At 73.2% G+C, this 18,671-nt stretch carries 16 protein-coding genes; 9 read left to right on the forward strand and 7 right to left on the reverse strand.

What is annotated here, in order from left to right:
- The first annotated feature begins 239 nt into the window (after nt 1-239).
- Genes K4S16_RS21160 through K4S16_RS21170 form a run of 3 tightly spaced genes read left to right on the forward strand, consistent with a single transcriptional unit; the run spans nt 240 to nt 5,316 of the window.
- On the forward strand, nt 240-1,049 hold the full coding sequence (locus tag K4S16_RS21160; protein WP_235036956.1) for an ABC transporter ATP-binding protein: 810 nt from the start codon (nt 240-242) through the stop codon (nt 1,047-1,049).
- On the forward strand, nt 1,049-3,607 hold the full coding sequence (locus K4S16_RS21165; protein WP_149260696.1) for an ABC transporter permease: 2,559 nt from the start codon (nt 1,049-1,051) through the stop codon (nt 3,605-3,607). Before K4S16_RS21160 ends, K4S16_RS21165 begins: the two co-directional genes overlap by 1 nt.
- Entirely contained in the window at nt 3,604-5,316 is a 1,713-nt protein-coding gene (locus tag K4S16_RS21170; RefSeq protein WP_149260697.1) for an alpha/beta hydrolase, read from the forward strand. The genes K4S16_RS21165 and K4S16_RS21170 overlap by 4 nt, the downstream gene beginning before the upstream one ends.
- Nucleotides 5,317-5,340: 24 nt before the next feature.
- Here K4S16_RS21170 and K4S16_RS21175 read toward each other — a convergent pair whose 3' ends face one another.
- On the reverse strand, nt 5,341-5,790 hold the full coding sequence (locus tag K4S16_RS21175) for a hypothetical protein (protein WP_149260698.1): 450 nt from the start codon (nt 5,788-5,790) through the stop codon (nt 5,341-5,343).
- A 61-nt stretch (nt 5,791-5,851) separates the two neighbouring features.
- Nucleotides 5,852-8,536, reverse strand: a complete 2,685-nt coding sequence (locus K4S16_RS21180) for a LuxR C-terminal-related transcriptional regulator (RefSeq protein WP_149260699.1) — start codon at nt 8,534-8,536, stop codon at nt 5,852-5,854.
- A 141-nt stretch (nt 8,537-8,677) separates the two neighbouring features.
- On the opposite strand from K4S16_RS21180, the gene K4S16_RS21185 reads away from it, so the two are divergent.
- Nucleotides 8,678-9,235 (forward strand): dihydrofolate reductase family protein, encoded by a 558-nt coding sequence (locus K4S16_RS21185; RefSeq protein ID WP_149260700.1) that lies wholly within the window; start codon nt 8,678-8,680, stop codon nt 9,233-9,235.
- Nucleotides 9,236-9,289: 54 nt separating this feature from the next.
- On the opposite strand, the gene K4S16_RS21190 is transcribed toward K4S16_RS21185, so the two are convergent.
- Together K4S16_RS21190 and K4S16_RS21195 are read right to left on the reverse strand one after the other, a co-directional pair.
- On the reverse strand, nt 9,290-10,660 hold the full coding sequence (locus tag K4S16_RS21190) for an FAD-binding protein (RefSeq protein ID WP_149260701.1): 1,371 nt from the start codon (nt 10,658-10,660) through the stop codon (nt 9,290-9,292).
- 150 nt (nt 10,661-10,810) lie between these two features.
- Nucleotides 10,811-11,356, reverse strand: coding sequence for a helix-turn-helix domain-containing protein (locus K4S16_RS21195; protein ID WP_149260702.1), 546 nt, complete (start codon nt 11,354-11,356; stop codon nt 10,811-10,813).
- 58 nt (nt 11,357-11,414) lie between these two features.
- Here K4S16_RS21195 and K4S16_RS21200 point away from each other — a divergent pair, with 58 nt between their 5' ends.
- The gene (locus K4S16_RS21200) at nt 11,415-12,575 is read left to right on the forward strand and encodes a pyridoxal phosphate-dependent aminotransferase (RefSeq protein WP_149260703.1); all 1,161 of its coding nucleotides are present in this window, start codon (nt 11,415-11,417) and stop codon (nt 12,573-12,575) included.
- 31 nt (nt 12,576-12,606) lie between these two features.
- Here the strand turns inward: K4S16_RS21200 and K4S16_RS21205 are convergent, their stop codons facing one another.
- Nucleotides 12,607-13,518, reverse strand: a complete 912-nt coding sequence (locus K4S16_RS21205) for a chlorophyllase (RefSeq protein ID WP_149260704.1) — start codon at nt 13,516-13,518, stop codon at nt 12,607-12,609.
- Here K4S16_RS21205 and K4S16_RS21210 point away from each other — a divergent pair.
- The 3 genes from K4S16_RS21210 to K4S16_RS21220 all read left to right on the forward strand — a co-directional run bounded on the left by K4S16_RS21210 (nt 13,500) and on the right by K4S16_RS21220 (nt 16,296).
- Nucleotides 13,500-13,664, forward strand: a complete 165-nt coding sequence (locus tag K4S16_RS21210) for a hypothetical protein (RefSeq protein ID WP_200841999.1) — start codon at nt 13,500-13,502, stop codon at nt 13,662-13,664. The genes K4S16_RS21205 and K4S16_RS21210 overlap by 19 nt on opposite strands.
- A 215-nt stretch (nt 13,665-13,879) precedes the next feature.
- A complete protein-coding gene (locus K4S16_RS21215; RefSeq protein ID WP_149260705.1) occupies nt 13,880-15,145 on the forward strand; it encodes a serine hydrolase in 1,266 nt (421 codons plus the stop codon).
- 236 nt (nt 15,146-15,381) lie between these two features.
- Nucleotides 15,382-16,296: a hypothetical protein gene (locus K4S16_RS21220; protein ID WP_149260706.1), complete on the forward strand. Its 915-nt coding sequence runs from the start codon at nt 15,382-15,384 to the stop codon at nt 16,294-16,296.
- An 82-nt stretch (nt 16,297-16,378) separates the two neighbouring features.
- Here K4S16_RS21220 and K4S16_RS21225 read toward each other — a convergent pair whose 3' ends face one another.
- Nucleotides 16,379-17,404: an aldo/keto reductase gene (locus K4S16_RS21225; protein ID WP_149260707.1), complete on the reverse strand. Its 1,026-nt coding sequence runs from the start codon at nt 17,402-17,404 to the stop codon at nt 16,379-16,381.
- Nucleotides 17,401-17,847: a VOC family protein gene (locus K4S16_RS21230; protein WP_149260708.1), complete on the reverse strand. Its 447-nt coding sequence runs from the start codon at nt 17,845-17,847 to the stop codon at nt 17,401-17,403. Before K4S16_RS21230 ends, K4S16_RS21225 begins: the two co-directional genes overlap by 4 nt.
- A 40-nt stretch (nt 17,848-17,887) precedes the next feature.
- On the opposite strand from K4S16_RS21230, the gene K4S16_RS21235 reads away from it, so the two are divergent.
- Nucleotides 17,888-18,559 (forward strand): TetR/AcrR family transcriptional regulator, encoded by a 672-nt coding sequence (locus K4S16_RS21235; RefSeq protein WP_200842000.1) that lies wholly within the window; start codon nt 17,888-17,890, stop codon nt 18,557-18,559.
- Nucleotides 18,560-18,671: the final 112 nt, after the last annotated feature.

Genomic DNA, 18,671 nt, shown 5'->3' on the forward strand with positions numbered 1-18,671 from the left:
GGCGACGACCGCCGCCCCTGGACGATCGCGAACCATTGTCGCCACCCGGCCGGGCCCGGGGGCAGATGCCGATGTCCCCGTCTGACCGATGACGTTCATCACTGCCGACTGACGACATCGGCATCTGCCGCGTTCCCCCCGGGTCGAGCGAGGCTCGACGCATCAGGACGAGCGCCCTCCGAAAGCGGCGCGCACCACCCGGTCCACGCAGGGGCACCGGAGACGGCAGAGGGAGCGAGATGACCAGGTTCGCCGGTCCGGCCATGGGTCCGGAAGAGCCGGACGCGGATGATGTCGTCCGCCTCCAGGCGGTACGCAAGACGTTCGGGAACAAGCGGAACGGCGTCGTCGCCCTCGACGACGTCACCATCGGGATCAGGCGGGGCGGCTTCACCGCGATCATGGGCCCCTCCGGCTCGGGCAAGACCACGCTCCTGCACTGCGCGGCGGGCCTCGAAAGGCCGACCTCCGGTTCGGCCGTACTGGACGGCCACGACCTGACGAGGATGCGCGAGCGGGCCCTCACGCGGCTGCGGCGCGAACGCGTCGGGTTCGTGTTCCAGGCGTTCAACCTGCTGCCGGCGCTGAGCGTGGCCGAGAACGTCGCGCTCCCCATCCGGCTCGCGGGCGGCAGGCCGCGGCGGCGGGCCGTGGACGACGCGCTGGAGCGGGTCGGTCTCGCCTCGATGGGACGGCGCCGTCCCGCCGAGCTCTCCGGCGGCCAGCAGCAGCGGGTGGCCATCGCGCGGGCGCTGATCACCGGCCCGGCGGTCGTCTTCGGGGACGAGCCGACCGGCGCGCTGGACACCCGCAGCGCCCGGGAGGTCCTCGCCCTGCTCGGCGACGCGGTCCGCGAGGCGGGGCGGACCGTCGTGATCGTCACCCATGACCCGGTGGCGGCCGCACAGGCCGACCGGGTCGTGTTCCTGGCCGACGGGCGGATCACCGACGAGATGCGCGAGCCCTCCGCCGAAGCGATCGCCGAGCGGATGACCCGGCTGGGCGCGTGGGGCCGCGACGGCGGGCGCCCGCGCGAGGAGGTGTCGTGATGCTCCGGCTCGCCCTGCGCACCCTGCGCTTCCGGAAGGGCGGCCTCGCCGCCTCCTTCGCCGCCCTGTTCCTCGGCGTGCTGATCGTCACGGCGTGCGGGGGGCTGATGGAGACCGGCATCCGCGCCGACGCGCCGCCGCGCAGGCTGGCGGGCGCGCCCGTCGTGGTGACCGGCGACCAGTCCTACCGGGTGCCGAAGTCCGGCGACGCCGAGCATGTGACGCTCCCCGAACGGGTCCGGCTCGCACCCGAACTGGTGGACGCCGTTCGGGCCGTGCCCGGTGTCGGGAGGGCGGTGCCCGATGTCTCCTTCCCCGTCGCCGTGCTCGGCCCGGACGGCCGCGGTCCCCTGCCCATGCCCGAACGGCCGGCCGGTCACGGCTGGTCATCGGCCTCGCTCGCGCCCTACACCCTGACCGCCGGGCGGGAGCCCGGAAGTCACGGCGAAGTGGTGCTGGACGTCAGGACGGCCGCCGCTGTGGGAGCGCGGCCAGGCGGCACCGTCGATCTGGCGGTACGCGGCACGGTCGAGCGCTTCGGCGTCGCCGGCCTGGCCGCGGGCCGCCCGGAGCTGCCGGCCGGGGTGTTCTTCTCCGATCCGGACGTGCGGCGGATCGCCCCACGGCAGATCGACGCGCTCGCGGTCTTCCCGGTCCCGGGCACGGGCACCGGCGAACTCGCCGGACGGATCTCCGCCGCGCTCGCGGGACACGACGCGACCGTCGCCACCGGAGGCGACCGCGGGCACGCCGAGTTCACCGACGTCCGGCCCGCGGGGGAGGTCCTCATCGTGCTGGCGGCCGTCTTCGGCGGGTTGGCGATCATGGTGGTGGTCTTCGTCGCGGCGAGCACGCTGGGGCTGTCGGTCCAGCAGCGGCAGCGCGAGACGGCGCTGCTGCGGATCATCGGCGCCACGCCGGGGCAGCTGCGCCGGATGGTCCTCGGCGAGGCGGTCGTGGCGGCCGCCGCGGCCGCCGCGCTGGCCCGGCCGCTCGGGCCCCGGGCCGGACGGGCGCTGTTCGGCCAGATCACCGGGCACGACGTGGTCCCCGCCGAGATCGCCTTCCGGCAGGGCTGGATCCCGCCGGCCGCCGCGGCCGGGGCCGCGCTGCTGACCGCCGTGGTGGCGGCGCTGGTCGCGGTCCATGGCGCGGCGACGGCCCGTCCCGCCCGCACGCTCGTCCAGGCGTCCCTGCTGGACCGCCGGCTCGGCCCGCTCCGGATCGGCGCCGCGCTGGTCTGCCTCTGCGGCGCCTTCGCGCTGATGCTCGTCACGGCGATCGTGCTGTCCGGACCGGTGGCGGCGAGCACCGCCGGACCGTCGGCGATGCTCTGGGCGGCCGGACTGGCGCTGCTGGCCCCGCTGATCGTTCCGGTCGTCGCGGCGGCGCTGCGGCCCGCGCTGCGCGCCCTGCCGGGGAACGCCGGGTACCTGGCGCTGCTGAACGTGCGGGCACGAAGGGACAGGACGGCCGCGGCCCTCACCCCGGTGATGCTCGCGACGGGGCTGGCCACCGGCCTGATCTACCTCCAGACCTCGCAGGCGGCCGACGCGCGGCACGTGTTCGCCGACAGCCTGCGCGCGGACGCGGTGGTCACCTCGTCCACCGGAGGGGTTCCCCTCGGCCTGGTGGACACCGTCCGGGCGACCCCGGGCGTCGCGGCGGCGTCGGCGCTGGTCACCAGCACCGGGTTCGTCGAGACGCCGCGCCTCGCCGGGCAGAGCGAGGACGGGCTGGAGCTGCGCGGGGTCAGCCCGGAGGGCGCCGGCGCCACCACGGCGGTCACCGTCACCGCCGGCGCGCTCACCGACCTGCGCGACGACACTGTCGCCCTCGACGTCCGGCACGCGCGGCGGATCGGCGGCGGGGTGGGCGTGGGCGACACCGTGACGTTCCGGCTCGGCGACGGCGCGAAGGCCGGCCTCCGGGTCGTCGCGCTGTTCACCACGCGGACCGGGCCCGCGACCGTGCTGATGCCCGCCCCCCTGCTGGCCCGGCACACCACGGCCGGCATGCCCGCGGAGATCCTCGTGCGCGCCGCCCCCGGCGCCGGCCGCGGCCGGCTGGCCGCCGCGCTCTCCGCGCGGGTCTCGGACCGGCCCGGCGTACGGGTCGCGGGGCGGGACGAGGCCGTCGCGGCACAGGCCGAGCAGGAGCGGACGGGCGCCTCGGTGAACTACCTGTTCGTCGCCGTGATCATCGGCTACACGGTGATCACCCTGGTGAACACGCTGATCATCGCCGCGGCGGAACGGCGGCGCGAGTTCGCGCTGCAGCGGATTGTCGGAGCCGACCGGGACCGGCTGCTGCGGATGATCACTGTCGAGGGGCTGATCGTCGCCTTCTCCGGCGTTCTCCTCGGCTGCGCCGTCGCGGCCCTGACGCTGGTGCCGTTCGGCATCGCGCTGAACGGCTCCCCGGTACCCGGCGGGCCGCCCTGGATCTTCCTCACCGTGGTCGGCTCGGCCAGCGCGCTGACGCTCGTCGTCACGCTGCTGTCGAGCCGTGCCGCCATGCGCCCGCATCCGGCGGAGGTGATGGCGAGCCCCGCGTGACCCCACCGTTCCCCGGCCTCGCGGGCACCACCCGCCGGCACCGCAAGGAGATCATCATGTACGGCATTCTTCGGCGTTCCCCCGAGCGGCCCCGCTCACGCCGCACCCCCTGGTCGGCCGTGGCGCTGGCGCTCGCCGCCTCCGCCCTCGCGGCCTGCACCGCCTCGGCCGCGACGGTGCGGACCGGAGCCTCGGACGGCACAGGGCACCGGCCACCGGTCCCGACGCTGCGCTGGGACGAACGCTGCGCCCAGGGCGGCGGCGCGTACGTCTGCGACACCGCGCGCGTCCCGCTCGACTACGACCGTCCCGACGGCCCCCAGATCAACCTCAGGGTGATCAAACGCCCGGCGGCCGACCGGCGGCGCCGCATCGGCACCCTCTTCTTCAACTCCGGCGGGCCCGGCAACGCCCTCACGTCCTATCTCCCCGCGCTCTACGACCGGTTCCCCCAGCAGGTGAAGGAGCGTTTCGACGTCGTCGGGTTCGACCCGCGCGGGGTCGGCGAGAGCACCGCCGCGCAGTGCTTCCCGACCGCCGCCGACGAGCAGGAGCTGTTCTCCCGGCTTCCCGCCGGCTTCCCGGTCGGGAAGGCCGAGGAAAGTCGGACCCTCGACGTCTTCGCCCGCTTCGCGAAGGCGTGCGCGACGCGCGATCCGGCCCTGCTGTCCCATGTCTCCACGGCGAACACGGCCAGGGACATGGATCTGCTCCGCCGGGCCGTCGGCGATCCCAAGCTCAGCTACTACGGCCTTTCGTACGGCACGCTGATCGGCGCGACCTACGCGAACCTGTTCCCGGGGCGGGTCCGCGCGATGGTCCTCGACAGCGTCCTGGAACCGGTGGCGTACACCAAGGGACGGCACGGGGAGGCCAGGCGGCTGGGCACGGCCTTGCGCCTGCGCGAGGACGTGGACCGGATGCGGACGCTGAACGCCTTCCTCGACCTGTGCGGCCGGGCCGGGTCCGCCCGCTGCCCGTTCTCCACCGGCACCGCCGAAGGGACCCACGCCAAGTACGACGCTCTCCTCGAAGCACTGCGCCACCAACCGGTCCAGGTCGGAGACGAGACCTACACGTACGCCTCGACCGTGGCCGCCGTCTCGTGGACGCTGGAGGCCACGACGGCGATCCCCGGCGCGGTGGACGCCGGGTGGCCCCAGGGCGCAGAGCTCCTGCAGACGCTCTGGCAGGGCGCCCACGGCACCGCTCCTCGCGCCCCGCACCACACCCGCGTCCAGGACACCGGAGACAGGTACGACGGTCCCGAGCAGTTCGCCGCGATCGCCTGCTCGGAGAGCCCGAACCCGCGCGACCCTTCGTCCTACCCCGCGCAGGCCGCCTGGGCCCAGGGCCGCTCCGGCGACGCGGGACGCATGTCCGCCTGGAAACTGGTTGTGTGCGCGGACTGGGCGTTCACCGACCGCGACCGCTACGCCGGCCCCTGGAACCGGCGCACGTCCGCCCCGGTCCTGGTGATCGGCGTGACCCACGACCCGCAGACGCCCTACGCCAACTCGGTGGCCCTGACGAGAGAACTGTCCCGAGCCCGGCTCCTCACGGTCGAGGGATACGGACACAGTGCCATCCAGAACAGGAGCACCTGCGCCGACGACCACCAGGCGGCCTACCTGGTGACCGGGAAGCTTCCCGCACCCGGCACCACCTGCGCGCAGGACGAGCCCCCGTTCACCGCCCCAAGCCCGTGAGCCACCCTGCGAACGCTCTCCTGACTAGTTGAGCGCGTCGTAGACGAGGGCGGCCACCGCGCCGTACGCCAGGTGGGGGACGGCGTCGGACGCCCAGTCCGACGCCGACCACTCGCGGGGGTCGGTCAGGCCGAGGGCGGTCATCGGGACGCTCGATCCGGCCATGGCCAGCCCGGTCAGGACGGCCGTCCCGACCGGCCGCGGGAGGCGCCGGCGTCCCGCCAGCAGGCCGTAGACCAGCCCGGCGCCGAGGCCCGTGCCGAAGCCGAGCATCGGGCCGAGCCCGGCCTTGCGGTTCTCGGCCTTCTCCCCTTCGCCCAGGTCGACCCCGGCGGCGTCGGCCAGCTTCTCCACGCTCTGCTCGGGCGTGCTGCTGGCCGGCCGCCCCCGGAGGGCCATATCGAGATAGGTCACCATGTTGAGTGCGGTGGTCCCAGCCGCTCCGGCGACCAGCCCGCGCGTCATCCTGTCCATGCAGTCGCGCTACCCAGCATCCGCGCGCTCCCACCTGAGATCCCGGCCGCGCCCGCGAGGCTCAGGGGTCGGCGCGCAGGTCCTCGATCAGGGCGAGGGTGCAGGCGTGTTCGTGGCGGGCGCCGACGCGCTCCCATGCGCGGGCCGAGCCGGTGAGTTCACCGGTGTCGCGGTGGAGGCGCCCGGAGGCGCGGGCGAGGCAGGCGGCGGCCCACTCGTTCTCCGCGGCGGCGTCCGACGCGGCGGCCAGGCGCTCCGGGGCGTCGGGCAGGCCGGCGGCGACGGCGAGTTCGGCCCCGGCCGCGCGCGCGTACCCCCGGTACCAGTCCTGGGGCGGGAACGCGGCGAAAGCCCGTTCCACCAGGGCCGGAGCCTCTTCGGTCCGAACGGCCCGCAAAGCGGTCCGGGCGTCGACGAACGCCGCGTAGGAGGCCAGGTAGCGGGACCGGGCGTCCCCGGCGATCCGTTCCGCGCGGGCGCGCCACAGCCGGAGGCCGTCCTCGTCGCCGAGGAGTCCGTGGGCCAGGGCGACGGCGGCGACCGAGGGCGCCGTCCACGCGAGCGGGCTTCCGGCGTCCTCGCAGGCGTCCCACAGCGTGCCCGCTTGCGACAGCGCCCCGTCGAGGTCGCCCATGAGGACCAGCGCCTGGACGAGGGTGCTCATCGCGACGGGCGACCGGTCGCCGATGAGGTCGTCGGACGCGGCGAGCCGGGCCGCCGACAGGGCCGCGGGCAGGTCGCCGGCCGCGACGGCGCAGGCCGTGGCCATGTGGTACGTGTCGGTGATCTCCGGGGCGGTGTACGGGACGTCGCGCGGCATCGCCGGGAGCAGGCCGACGCGTTCGGCGGCGATCCGGTGCGCCGCCCGGAACCGGCCCTCGGTCAGGGCGGCGATGCCGGACGCGTCCAGCGCGGCCGACAGCAGGACCGGGTCGCCGGTGGCCCTGGCGGCGGCCAACGCGTCCTCGGCCAGGGACGGGTCCGGGGTCACCTTCTCGGCGCCGTGGTTCCACGCCCTGGCCGCGGCGACATGCGCCGCCACGACCCGGTCGCGGGCGTCCCCGGCGGCGCGGGCCCGTGCCAGCAGTCCCCGCAGGCGCTCGTGGGGGATCTCGGTGTCGAATCCGGAAGGGTGCCGCTCGGCGGTCACGACGGCGAAGGCAAGGGTCACCGCCTCGCCGTCGCCGTCACCCGCACTGCGGGACTGCTCCGCCGACTCCAGCAGGAGGTCGAAGGCCCGTCCGGTCTCGATCAGGGCGTGCGCGGCGTCCGCGGCGTCCCGCAGATCGAGCGCCGCCTCGTTCGGGGTCGGTGCCCGCCGGGCCGCCTCCCGGTAATGGCCGGGCGCCTCGTCGAGGAACCGGCGGGCATAGGTGAGATGCCCCAGCGACCGGGCGAGGCGGTGCGGCACCTCCGCCCGGCCCGGCGGCGCACCCGCGAGCGCCGCGCGCAGGTCGTCGGCGACGGCGTCGAAGCGGGCGCGCCAATCGCCGTCCAGCAGGCCTTCGAGTTCGTCGGCGGTGTCCGCGGCCCATCCCAGGTACCGCCGGCGGACGACCCCCCGCGCGGCCCCGGCGACCAGCCGCTCCGCGGCGAACGCGCGGACGGTCTCCAGCATGCGCCACCGGCCCTCCGCGGTCCGGACGACGAGGCTCTTGTCGACCAGCCGCCCGAGCAGGTCGGCGACCGCCCCAGCGCCGAGGCCGGGGAAGACGGCGCCCGCGGCCGCCAGGTCGAACCCGCCGACGAATACCGAAAGGCACTCGAACAGGTCCTTCTCGTCCTCGGTCAGCAGGTCGTGGCTCCAGCGGATGACCGCGCGCAGGGACCGGTGCCGCTCCACCGGCCCGCGCCCTCCGGCCAGCAGCCGCAGCACGTCGTCCAGCGCCGACAGCAGCCCGCCCGCCCCGAGGGACGCGCCGCGCGCCGCCGCGAGCTCGATCGCCAGCGGCATCCCGTCCAGCCGGCGGCAGATCTCGGCGACGTCCGCGCGGGCGGCCGTGAACCCCGGATCGGCCGCGGCGGCGCGGTCCAGGAAGAGCCGTTCGGCGTCGGAGCCCGTGGGTAGCGGCGGGACGGGAACGGTCCGCTCGCCCTGCACGCCGACGCGCTCGCGGCTCGTGGCCAGGACGGTCAGGGTGGGGCAGGCCGTCAGCAGCCGGTCGGCGAACTCGGCGGCGGCGTCGAGGAGATGCTCGCAGTTGTCCAGGACCAGCAGTGTCCGGCCCCGCGCGAGGCGGCGGGCGATGGCGTCCTCCAGCGCCTGGCCGGGCCGCTGGGTCACGCCGAGCGCGGACGCCGCCGCCTGCGCGACGAACCCCTCGGCGACCGGCACCAGGTCGACGAACGCGCCGCCGAGCGGGAACGCGGGCGCGGCCGCCTCCGCGGCCGCCGCCGCCAGCCGCGTCTTGCCGATCCCGCCGGCGCCGAGGAGGGTGACCAGCCGCTCGCCCTCCAGCAGGCCGAGCACCGTCGCGATCTCCTCGGCGCGCCCGAGGAACGTGGTCCGCGCGGCCGGCAGGCCGGCGATGTGCCCCGGCGGGGGCGTCCCCCGCCGCGACTCCTCCGCCAGCTCCCACCGGTCGGCCGCGCCGTACTTGCGCAGGAGCGAGGAGATGTGGCTCTCGACGGTCCGCACGGAGATGTGGAGCCTGCCGGCGATCTGGACGTTCGACAGCCGCTCGCCGAGCGCCGCGAGGACCTCCGCCTCACGTTTGGACACCTGGACCGGACGCTGGGGGGTCATCACGCCAGTCTTACCAATCCGGAGAACTCCGGTGGCGGCTTCCGTGCCGTCTCCGTGGCGGCACGGATGTCCCGGCGCCCGCCCGCCCCGGAGACTTGCGGCATACGGCGATCACCCACACGTCCCGGATCGGAGAATCACGTGCGACGCATCATCAACTCCGCGTTCGTCTCGATCGACGGTGTCATCCAGGACCCGCAGGACTGGCCGTCCCTCGGGGGCGGCGACTCCGGCGCGCAGACGGAGCTGCTGCTCGGCTGCGACGGCGTCCTCCTGGGCCGGCATACCTACGACAGCTTCGCCTCGGTGTGGAAGGGGCGGTCCGGCGACCCCTACACCGACAAGATGAACGCGGTGACGAAGTACGTCGTCTCGTCCACCCTCGAGAAGGCCGACTGGGACAACTCCGTCGTCATCGGCGGCGACGTGGTCGGCGAGATCTCCCGCCTGAAGGAGCAGCCCGGCGGGGACATCCTCCTGTACGGGTTCGGCCGCCTCTCCCACACCCTGATGCGGCACGGACTGCTCGACGAGCTCCGGCTCTGGGTCCACCCGTTCTTCGTCGGGAAGGCCGACGAGGAGGGGCTGCTCTTCCGGCAGGACACCCACGCCATGTTCGACGTCGTCGAGACCCGGACGTTCGACTCCGGCATCGTGCTGCTGTCGTACCGGCTCAAGCCCTCCGCCGGCAAGGACTGACCCCTGCCCGCGGTCTCCGGGGCGCCGGTCCTTACGAGAGCCGGCGCCACCCGGTCACGGCGACGGGGCGGCCGCGAAGACGCCCTGGCCTGGCGTCAGAACGCGACCGGGGTCGAACCGCTCCTTGGCGGAACGGAAGGCGGGCCACCGCTCGCCGAAGTGGTCGCGCCAGTCGTCGGGCGTGAAGGGGAACCCGCTGACCGGGTAGAGCACGCCGCCCGCCGCACGCACCCGGTCGTAGAGCACGCGGTTCTGCGTCACCATCCGCTCGGCCTGCGCTGGATCATCATCCACGGGGAACCGGACGAGGTTGAACGGGAACACCGTCTCCTCGGCAGGGAGGCGGAGGAACGGCGTCGTGATCCGGCCGGTCGGGATCGGATAGAACGTCACCCGGCCGTACTCGCCCAGGTCGTCCGCGGTGAGGGTGCCCAGGATGTCGCCCGCGATCCGTTCCGCGGTGGAGCCCGGCAGGACGGTGAGCAGCCAGGGATGGGGGTTCGACCATTGACCGGTCGAACGCAGGGCCGACTCCAGGGCGTCGAAGGACAGCGCGTACTCCCAGTAGGACTGCTCTTCCACGCGTCCCCCTGCCCGGTCGTCGGTGAGACCGGCGAGCACCTCGGCGTCGGGCGGCAGCTCGCCGTCCCGGGCGAAGACGACCATCTCCAGCTGGTACTGCCGGCCCGCGCCTCCGGCGAGGATCGCTCCTTGCAGGTGCTCCGCCCGGCCGTCCTCGACGACCAGCCGCTGGTCGCGCACCAGGCCCGCGAGGTCCGGATAGGCGAGGGTGTAGCGGCGGACCCGTTCGGGTGCGGGCATGAGGGCGAGGCGCGCACGGGTGATGGTCCCGAACTGGCCCAGCCCGGCGCGCACCGCGTCGAACAGGTCGGTCCGTTCGTGCGCCGAGCACGTCAGGAGCCGCCCGTCGCCGGTGACCACCTCCAGTTCGAGCACCTGGTCGGTCTGGAGCCCGTACCGGTGGGTCGTGCCGCCGAGCCCGCCGACCGACAGGGTGCCGCCCACCGACAGGTCGAGGAAGTTGGTCAGCACCGGCGGCGTGAGCCCGCGCGGCAGCGTCCCGGCCAGGACCGAGCGCCATGTCGCGCCGGCGTCCACGGCCACCTGGTCCTCGCCGAGGTCGTGGACGCCGTTCAGCCCGCTCATGTCGACGACGATGCCGCCGTCCACCTGCGCCCGGCCGTAGAGGGAGTGCCCTTCCCCGCGGGGCGCGATCTTCCATCCCCGCTCGGCGGCCCATCGGGTCGCGCGGACGACGTCCGCCGCCGTGCGCGGCCTGACCACCGCCAGCGGCTCCCGCCGGACGAGATGCCCGAAGTCGTCCGCCGCGGCCTCAAGGGCCGGGCCCCCGAACACCAGGTCGCCGTCGAACAGGGGAGGTGAAAGTCGCTCTACCGACGTCATGCCATCTCCGTACCCCGTCCCCCGGAGCGCCCATCAAGCTTCGCGCGGGTTGCCGTTGCGCTGCGCGTGTGCCGCCGACCAGAGGACGTGATGGCCAACCGGCCTCGGCGCGGACCACTCGTGCGGTGGTCTTGGCGCCGGGGTCGTGCGTCAGTTCTCGGGGTGGATCATCAGGAGGACGGCGCGGGCGTCCGCGGTGTGACCTCGGTACAGGTGCGGGTGGGCGGCGTCGAACCGGATGGAATCGCCTTCGGACAGGTCGGTGGGGGACGCGGCCGGGCCCGTGGTGACGCGTCCCCGGGTGAGCACGAGGCATTCCTCCACACCGGGCAGGTGGGCGTCGGAGTGCTGGGTGCTCTCGGCGATGGCGATGTCGTAGACCTCCACGGTGCCGCGCAGCCTGATGCGGTGGAGGAGGCGCGCGCTGACCGCGTCGCCCTCGACCCGCGGCCGCCGGTCACCGGCGCGGACCACCTCCAGCGTCGAGGGGGGCGCTTCCAGCAGTTCGCCGAGGGACGCCTTCAGCGCGGTGGCCATGGCCCACAGGGTGCTCAGGGTCGGGTTGCCCTGGCCCTGTTCGATGCCGTGCAGCGTGGTCTTGCTGATGCCGCTGGCGGACGCCAGGTCGGCCAGCGATATCCCCGCCGCCGTCCGCAGCCGGTGCACGTTCCGCCCCACCACTTGCGCAGAATCCATGCGTATCAGCATAGTGGTATGTCTGTACCAGTGAAACTGAACGACGGTGGAGGCGGTCATGACGGTGACGCGGTTGCGCGACATCCCGGGCATCGGCGTGGACGCCGTCGGTGACGCGGCCGACGCCGTGAACGACCCGGAGTTCCTGCGGCTGGAGAACCTCGACACCGACCTCCGGCCGCCCGCCGTCGCCCTCGCCGCCACGCATGCGGCCGTCGACGACGACGCGGCCAACAGCTATCTGCCGTTCCAGGGGCACCGCTCCCTTCGCGAGGCCGCCGCGGCGCACGTGGGACGAATCGCGGGACGTCACTACGACCCCGCCACCGAGTGCGTCAGCGTGGCCGGCGGGCTCAACGGCATCCTCAACACGCTGCTGGCGACGGTGGAACCAGGGCAGGAGGTCGTGTTGTGCGACCCCATCTACGCCGGTCTGGTCAACAGGGTGCGGCTGGCGGGCGGCGTTCCGCGGTTCGTCCCCGCGGAGCCCACCGCGGACGGCTGGACCATCGACGCCGAACGGCTCGCCGGTGCCGTCGGCCCCGAGACGGCGGCGGTCCTGATGATGGGCCCGGCGATGCCGACGGGCCTCGTCCTGGACGACCGCCACTGGTCCGCCCTCGCCGGCGCCTGCGAGCGCCACGACGCCTGGCTGATCTATGACGCGGCCATGGAGCGCATCCGCTTCGACGGCCGTCCTCCCAGCCACCCCGCGGCCCACGACGGCCTGGCGGCGCGCACCATCACCGTCGGCTCGGCCTCGAAGGAGCTGCGGCTCATCGGCTGGCGCGTCGGCTGGGTCGTGGGCCCGGCCCCGATCGTCGCCGACATCCGCATGGTCGGCCTGACCAACGTCGTCTGCCAGGTCGGCCTCGCCCAGAACGCCGTGGCCGCCGCGCTGGACGCGCCCGACGCCGAGGCCGACGTCGCCGCCGCCACCGCCGAATGGCAGCGGCGCTGCGAGCGGGTCCTGGACCAGCTCGCCGGCCACCCGGTCATCCGGCCGCACGGCGGCTGGTCACTCCTCATCGACACGAGGCCCCTGGATCTGACCGCCGCCGAGCTGTCCCGGCGCCTCTTCCACCGGGCGAAGACCGCGGCCACCCCCATGGACGGCTGGGGCCCCAGCGGAACGCACTACCTGCGGCTCGTGTTCGCCAACGAACCCCTCGAACGCCTCACCGGCCTCAAGGACCGCTTCGACCTGGCCGTCCGATGACGCGAACGGCGGTGACCGGGTCCTCAGCGCTTCACTTGGATTCGAGGCGGCCCATGGGGTTCGCGCCGTCCGCCAAGGCCTTCTGCGCCGCGGTCCAACCCGCGTCGTCGACGCCGAGCGCATGGCGAAGGTAGGCCCAGGTGACCCGCTGGATCAGGGCGACCCGTTCGGGGTTCTCGTCCGTCGTCTCCCGGACCTCGTAGCCGGCGATCCCGCCGAGCGAGTGTTCGGCCCCGGACAGGGTGAGCAGGCTCTTGGGCCCCGGGCTCAGGAAGTACGGGTCGGCGAGCCACTCCGGTCCCCGGACCGACAGCGGGGAGTCGTCGTTCTCACCGGCGACCACGAGGGCCGGCGTGGTCATGTCCGCGGAGTCGGGGTCCATGAACGGGAAGTGCTCGGCCGCGAACGGCGTCAGGTCCGCTCCGCCCCTTCCGGCCGTGGCGAGCAGCACCCCCGCCGTGATCCGCGGATCGGAGAGGTCCTCGCCCCGTCCGCCTCCCGGATCGAGGACGCGCAGGCCCAGCAGGTTGCCCGCCGTCTGGCCGCCGAAGGAGTGCCCGGCGGCGGCGATGCGGCCGCGGTCGAGACGGCCGCTGAGACCGGGCACGGCGGCTTCCAGCAGATCGAGCCGGTCGAGGACACGCTTCATGTCCTCGGCGCGAAACCGCCAGAGCCGCGGAGTGCGGGGATCGTCCTGGGGAAGGCCCACCGTCCTGGAGTCGAGGTGGGTGGGCTGCACGACCACGAAGCCGTGCGCGGCCCAGAAGTCGGCCAGAGGCCCGTAGCCGTCCAGCGACGAGCCGAAGCCGTGCGAGAAGACGACGAGGGGCAGTTCGCTTCCGGTCACCGGCGCGGAGACCCTCACAGCGTCTGTACGCCGCCGGGCTGGCGAGCAGGTCGATCCGGGACCTGCTGCCGTGCGTCGTGGACGGCGAGGCCACACCGGAACTGCTCGACCGCCTCTCGGTCGAACGGGACCGCATCGACCGGCAGATCACCGATCTGGCGGGCACACGGGACCGCCTCGACACCGTCATCGCCAACGCCACGACGAACCTGCGAACAGGCCGCCACTGCCGCCCCCGGTGACCGGCACGCCGGCCCTGGAAGCCGCCCGCCGGGCCGTCCCGACGATCGGCAGCGGTCCCGCCGTCGGCTTGCGCCGATTCCTCGATGCCTTGATGCCGCATATCGCGGGCGTATCGAGAACCGCATACGCCACCGCAACAGGCCCCCGACTTCAGTGGAGGCATGAAACACAGCGCATCCAAGGCCGGTTCGTCGAGCAGGGGAAAGGCGTGATCATGGGCTCGGATTCCGCACCCGGGATGGACCGGCGGCGGCTGCTCGGATGGGGCGGGCTGGCGGCCGCCGGCGTGGTGGCGGCCGGCGCGCCGCTGGCAGACGCCCGAAGCGGCCACGCCGACGAGGCCCCGGCCGCCTCCGACATCCCGCCGGCCACTCGGCCCGGCGGGGCCTACGACCGGTTCGTCGCGAACCTGGCCGCCGAGGACAAGTTCTCCGGCGTGGTGCTCCTGTCGCACCGGGGACGGACGGTGCTGTCGCGCAGCTACGGCATGGCCGACAAGGAGAGAGGGGTCCGCAACCACGAGGGCATCGCGGTCAACCTCTCCTCAGCGATCCAGCCGTTCCTGGCGGTGGCCGTCCTGCAGCTGGCACAGCAGGGCAAGGTGAATCTGGCGGACACGGTGGGCGCCCACCTGACGGGCATCGACAAGGAGATCGCGGAGCGGGTGACGATCCACCATCTGCTCACCACCTCCGGCGGGATGGACGCCCCGGAACTGGACCTGCGCCGCGTCTTCAACGGCAAGGAGGAAGTGCACGAGTTCAACCGGCAGTGGATCCGGCAGGCGAGGCTGGTGGTCCCGCCCGGCTCGGCCAACCAGGGCCACATCGCGGGCGGGGGCGTCGGGCTCTCCATGGCCGCCCAGATCGTGGAGGCCGTGACTGGCATGACCTACTGGGACTACGTGCACGAGCACATCTTCGCGCGCTGCGGCATGAGCGGCTCGGGGTTCTACACCAGGCCGCAATGGCTCGCCGACGAGCACATCGCGCACTCGTACATGCGGCAGGCCGACGGGGGCCGGGTGGACGCCGTCCGCAACCTGGACAAGGGCAGCGTGCAGCCGGAGATAGCAGGCAAGAACCCGGGCCGCGCCTTCATCGGCTACGCGAGCGACGACGGCTTCGCCACCGCGCGCGACCTGGTCCGGTTCGCGCAGGCCCTGCAGGAAGGCAAAGTGCTGGACCGGCCCTACGCCGACCTGCTCACCGGGGCCAAGTACCCCCTGGCTCCGCAGGAGAACGGCGGGGGCCGCCGGGCGGCCTCCGCCGACGCGTCTTTCGAGGGCTACACGGGGCCGATGCGCATCGTCAACGGCCAGTGGCAGTTCGGGCGCGGCGGCGGCACCGCCGGCAGCGGCGCCAACTGGAACATCTACCCCGACACCGGCTGGGTCGGCGTCGTCCTGACCAACTACGACGACATACCGCTCGTGGAGATCCTCGAACAGGAGGAGCGCGCCGTCACCGGACGGCGCTGACGCGCCGCGGCCGGGTCCGCGGTGAGGTCGTCCGGCCCGCTGCGCCCCGGCCGCCAGTCGGCGAGGACCGCTCCGGAACGCCGGTCGCCCGGTCTTTCCCTAACGCTTCCACATGATTACTCCTAGTGACATATACATGGTTGTGGTGGTGATTGTTCGGGCTTTTGGGGCGGTGGAAGGCTCGTGCCGCATCGAGTGGTCCCGGTGGACCAAGCCCCCCGCGACAGGAGTCCGTCATGATCATGACCAACGCCACGCACTCCGCCGACACCCTCGACGAGGTCGAGGGGGCGTACCCCTTCCACATCACCAAGGAAGAGGAGCGGCGACTGCGCCTGCAGGGCGCGCGGGCCGTCCCGTCGCCGGTGATCGGGCAGGCGACGTCGTTCGACGAGTACAACCGGCAGCTGATGATCCCGCCCGCGGTGATGGACCTGGCGCGGAAGGCCGCGGACCTGCGGCTCTCCGCGTGGGAGGTGGAGGCGATGCGCAAGCACCTTGCCCCCTCCGAGAGCGACGAGGACATGGGGCTCCTGCGCCGGATCCTGCTGAAGAAGAACGACAAGGACGACTCGCACCCGCCCTACATCCGCGTCGCCTGCACCGGCCGGGGAGACTTCGACCATCTGGCGACCGAACACGGGCACCTCGACAGCCTCGACGACACCGAAGGCGACATCGGCTCACCGGTGGTGCTGGAGATCTGGCCGGCGCAGCACTACTCGCCCATCCACTCCCACGGGCACACGTCCGGGATCGTCTTCTGCCTCGCCGGCCAGCTCGACGTCATGCTCTACGACGACCTGGACTGGGACGCCACCAAGCTCGGCCTGGTCACCCTCACCCCGGGGCAGTGCGCCTGGCTCACCAAGGAGACCTACGCCGTGCACCGGGTGTTCTGCCCCATGGACGGCGGCGACGGCACCACCGGCCCGGGCTTCGTGAACTCCACCGACGAGTTCGGCGCCAGCTTCCACGTGTACCTCAACCCCGACGAGACCGCCATCGAGATCAACGACGGCGAGAGCCACAACCGCAACGTCTTCGACTACATCCGCGAGGACAACCAGGAGCGGGACAAGTTCACGACCCACTCCGACCTCTCCTGGAGCGTCCTGCGCCGCGTCCTGTCCAGCACCCCGCTGACCTGATTCGCAACGCCGGTGCACTGCCGGGCGGCCCGCCGCCGCCCGGCATCACCGCGCGCCGAGCATGATCATGTTTCGGCCCGCCTCACGGGGAGGACGCGTGGGACGAGGCAAGGGCGGTGAAGGCGGAGCCGAAGACCCATGGAGAGGTCTCGGCGATGAAGTCGTTCGGGAAACCGGGCGTGAACTCGGTGGCCTCGGTCAGGCGAGTGACGATCTCGGGCGGGAGGGCGAGGTCGACGGCGGCGAGGTTCTCGCGCAGCTGATCACTGGTGCGCGCCCCGATGATGGGCTGGACGATGGGCGAACGGCTCATCGTCCAAGCGATCGCCACCTGCGCCGGCGTGGCTCCGAGCTCGTCGGCGGCCTCTCCGACAACGCGGGCGACGGCGTGGTCGCCGTCCGAGAGGGGTGCGCCGGCGAGCCGGCCGCCGGAGGTCCCCGATCGGGTGTACTTTCCCGACAGCACCCCGCCGGCCAGCGGGCTCCAGGCCGTGACGCCGAGTCCGAGCATCTCGGCCATCGGCAGCAGGTCTCGTTCGATATCGCGCTTCAGCAGGCTGTAGGGGACCTGCAGAGCGATGAACCGGCTCCAGCTGCGGCACTGGGCCAGCGTGTTGGCGTGCGCGACGACCCAGGCGGGGGCATCGGAGATCCCCACGTACAGCACCTTGCCGGCCTGGACCGCGTCGTCGAGCGCGCGCATTGTCTCCTCGACCGGCGTGTGCCGGTCCCACATGTGCACCCAGTACACGTCGAGGTAGTCGGTGCGCAGCCGGCGCAGGCTGGTCTCCAGCGATGCGCGCAGATTCTTGCGCTGGTTGCCGGCCGCGTTCGGATCATTGCGGTCGCGGGAGACGGTGTACTTGGTGCCGAGCACGAACGAGTCCCGCCGGCCTTCCAGGAGTTCGCCGAGGAAGTCCTCGCTGGCCCCGTCGCGGTAGTTCACCGCGGTGTCGATCATGTTTCCGCCGGCTTCGGCGTACTGGTCGAGCATCCGGCGGCACTCGGGCAGGGGCGCGCCCACTCCGCCCTGTTCGCCGAAGGTCATCGCACCCAGGATCGCCTCGGAGACCCGTAGGCCGCTGGCGCCCAGCGTGCGGTACCTCATGCCTCCTCCGACCCGGAGAACATCTGCGCGGCCCGCGCGACGACCTCCTCGTGCGGCACGTCGCGCACGTGCTGGTCCAGCGCCCACCGGTGCCCGAACGGATCAAGGAACTGGCCGGTGCGATCACCCCAGAACGCGTCGTGCACCGGCTCGAAGACCGTGGCACCGGCCGCCGTCGCCCGCGCCCATGCCGCGTCGACGTCGGAGACGTCGACATGCAGCGCGGCGGGGGTGCCACCGAGGACGGCCGGTGCGCGCATGCCGCGTTCGGGCATCTCTCCCGCCACCGCCAGGACGGTGTCGCCGAGCCGCAGTTCGACGGTCAGCGTCGGCCCGCCGGGAAGGGTTATGCGGCTCGTCTCGCGTGCGCCCAACGCCTCGGCGTACCAGACGGCCGCCCGGTCGGGATCGGTGACGACCAGATGAATCGCGATATCTGCCATGGAGCGGACCATACACGTTGTACGGACATAGCGTATAGACATGGCGTATGATCTTAAAATGGCCGCCAAGCGCTCCACCCCGCCCGCTCGCCGATCGGACACGCCGCCCGCCTCCGGCCGAACCCGGGAGCAGATCCTGTCGGCGACGCGCGAGCTGCTGCGGGAGCGCCGGTTCGACAGCCTCAGCGTCGCCGACGTCCTGACCGCCGCCGGGGTGTCCCGCGCCAGCTTCTACTTCTACTTCCCCAACAAGCAGGCCGTGCTGGCCGAGCTGGTACGACGGGCCGTGGCGCAGGGCCGGCAGGCCGCCGATCCCTGGACCGGCGGACGGCAGGACCCGATCACCGCGCTGCGAGCGGGGACGCGGGAAGGCGCCCGGCTGTGGCGCGACAACGCGGGCGTCCTCACGGCGATCGTGGAGAACTGGGCCTCCGACGCGGACCTGCGAGCTCTCTGGCTCGAACAGATGGACCTCTTCACCGAAGCCGCCGTGACGCGTATCCGGTCCGACCCGCAGGCCATGGAACGACTCGCCGGGATGAACGTGCGCGCCATCGCCGCGTCACTGACCTGGCACGGCGAGCGGCTCTACTATCTGGCCGCGGCCGGGATCCCGCCCTTCGACGACGAGGACACCCTCGTCGACGTCCTCACCAACGCCTGGACCACCACCCTCTACGGGCGGCCGGCCGAGGCGGCGCCGGATCATTGAGACGGGACCCGGCCCGTCACCGCGACGCCCGGCGGCATCGCCTCAACGACGATCCCGTTGGGCCCACGCAGGGCCGTCGAACCAGGCGAGCGTGTCGTCGGCGAGTTCGCGC

This window comes from Actinomadura sp. K4S16 (assembly GCF_008327685.1).
In the GTDB taxonomy this organism is placed as follows: domain Bacteria; phylum Actinomycetota; class Actinomycetes; order Streptosporangiales; family Streptosporangiaceae; genus Spirillospora.

Coding starts and splice junctions, on each gene's coding strand:
- K4S16_RS21160 (WP_235036956.1), top strand. CDS start 240: ATGACCAGGTTCGCCGGTCCGGCCATGGGTCCGGAAGAGCCGGACGCG.
- K4S16_RS21230 (WP_149260708.1), bottom strand. CDS start 17,847: ATGGCAGATATCGCGATTCATCTGGTCGTCACCGATCCCGACCGGGCG.
- K4S16_RS21235 (WP_200842000.1), top strand. CDS start 17,888: ATGGCGTATGATCTTAAAATGGCCGCCAAGCGCTCCACCCCGCCCGCT.
- K4S16_RS21225 (WP_149260707.1), bottom strand. CDS start 17,404: ATGAGGTACCGCACGCTGGGCGCCAGCGGCCTACGGGTCTCCGAGGCG.
- K4S16_RS21175 (WP_149260698.1), bottom strand. CDS start 5,790: ATGGACAGGATGACGCGCGGGCTGGTCGCCGGAGCGGCTGGGACCACC.
- K4S16_RS21195 (WP_149260702.1), bottom strand. CDS start 11,356: ATGGATTCTGCGCAAGTGGTGGGGCGGAACGTGCACCGGCTGCGGACG.
- K4S16_RS21180 (WP_149260699.1), bottom strand. CDS start 8,536: ATGACCCCCCAGCGTCCGGTCCAGGTGTCCAAACGTGAGGCGGAGGTC.
- K4S16_RS21220 (WP_149260706.1), top strand. CDS start 15,382: ATGATCATGACCAACGCCACGCACTCCGCCGACACCCTCGACGAGGTC.
- K4S16_RS21190 (WP_149260701.1), bottom strand. CDS start 10,660: ATGACGTCGGTAGAGCGACTTTCACCTCCCCTGTTCGACGGCGACCTG.
- K4S16_RS21215 (WP_149260705.1), top strand. CDS start 13,880: ATGGGCTCGGATTCCGCACCCGGGATGGACCGGCGGCGGCTGCTCGGA.
- K4S16_RS21200 (WP_149260703.1), top strand. CDS start 11,415: ATGACGGTGACGCGGTTGCGCGACATCCCGGGCATCGGCGTGGACGCC.
- K4S16_RS21165 (WP_149260696.1), top strand. CDS start 1,049: ATGCTCCGGCTCGCCCTGCGCACCCTGCGCTTCCGGAAGGGCGGCCTC.